Raw genomic sequence first — 1529 nt, 5'->3', positions numbered from 1 at the left:
CCGTGGACCAAAGGATTATGAGCCCGTAAAAATGACCAAGCCTTCCTGGCTGTATTTAGTATTGCTTTGTTTTTAAATGATATTTAGGGATATTTGGGGCAGGTTTCCGAGTCGAGTGTGGACGTAATGTGGACGTTGACCACCTCGGCGGTACAGCGATGCAGGCTAAAATTCATCAAGGCTATAACAATTGGCTAGGATGATTAACGCCCCTGTTGTCCTTCATCCATGGATGACACGCTGTTGAGGATCAATAAGCATGGAATCGGAAACTGTATATGTGGCTTTCGGCGACGCCAGCACTGGGCGGGCCGGCACTTTCTATGGCCTTGTACTGATACCCGAGGATCAAGTCGAGAAAGCCGTAAATGTTGTAAACACCGTAAAAGAACGCTTCGGGGGAACCTCGAGATCTAGCTTGCATTGCCGCGAGCTTTTTTATGGGGATGCTCGCAGCAAATCAGACTGGAGGCACCTCGATGCCGGTGGTCCTGCAGCTTTATGCGGTGCCGTATTCAGTGCCATAGCTGAGTTACAGCCATGCTATGTATTGGGCTGTATGCCAGTCGATAGTTACCCGACCTCGTTTCGCTTAAAAGCTAAAGCAGGATCGGGTTATGAGGATACTGTTCACCCCGTTGATGATAAGTGGCGCGAGCTTTTTGTGTATCAGCGCGTCGCGCTGCTGCTTGACCCAGCAGTGATTAATCCCCCGCCAAATCCTCTTGAAGTGGTTACCCCTCCGAATCGACCGCATTGGAGGCTTGAGGGGAACCTTATCGAGCCCGCCTTCAAAGTAAGCAAAGTCTTCTTGGATAGAGAAAAAACGAAAATTCAATGGTTCTCTAAGCAGGTGCAATGGGCGGTTCTGGCACGAGAGTTAGTAGTTCGCGGGCCTAGAGGGTCGAGTTTTTTACCTGTAGATGACTCAGACATCGCTGATAAGCATCCGCTATTGGATGTAGCGGACTTATTCGTTTGGAATCTGGCACGAGCTATGGCTGGGCAAGCCATAGTTATGGATATGCAGGTCCAGGATGTTCATACCGTCCTCTGCAACGGTAATGCAGGGGAAATCTGTATGGGCGGTTAAATACGACGTGTAAACAGCAATATCAGGGCTCCACGCAATTTCACTAAATTGAAAACGCTCGGAACGGCTAAAAGCCACGGATTTCCTGAGCTGTAGGCTGTATCGGCCTTTAAGCGCCAAGCCCCTTTTGAACGTAAAATATGATCAGTACCGATTGGGAAAAATGGTCGAAAGGCTGCATTTTTTCAGTGCCAGCCTTATAAACCGATGCTCAGCTCTGTCCTCTCCCGATGCTCCTGTCTACGTTCGTACATAAGGCCCTTGCACGTCCTTTCAATACTTTGCACCTTGTGCAATCACTTGGAGCCCCACAGACCTCGCAGTGGGCCTGGGTGGGACCATGGTTTGCACCATCCCTTGGCTTTGCACAAAAAAGCCGACGCAAAGCCCGTCGGCGGGAGGGGATAAGTGCTTTTTCAAAGGGATTTTTTAATGT

At 49.5% G+C, this 1529-nt stretch carries 1 protein-coding gene; it reads left to right on the top strand.

Going from position 1 to position 1529, the window contains the following annotated elements; genetic code table 11:
* Positions 1–259 precede the first annotated feature (259 nt).
* Positions 260–1093, top strand: coding sequence for a hypothetical protein (locus tag M1B35_RS31320; protein ID WP_268264003.1), 834 nt, complete (start codon positions 260–262; stop codon positions 1091–1093).
* Positions 1094–1529: the final 436 nt, after the last annotated feature.

The sequence above is a fragment of the Pseudomonas morbosilactucae genome (genome assembly GCF_023241665.1).
Classification (GTDB): Bacteria; Pseudomonadota; Gammaproteobacteria; order Pseudomonadales; family Pseudomonadaceae; genus Aquipseudomonas; species Aquipseudomonas morbosilactucae.
This window is presented reverse-complemented; position numbering and strand designations above follow the sequence as displayed.

Coding starts and splice junctions, on each gene's coding strand:
- M1B35_RS31320 (WP_268264003.1), top strand. CDS start 260: ATGGAATCGGAAACTGTATATGTGGCTTTCGGCGACGCCAGCACTGGG.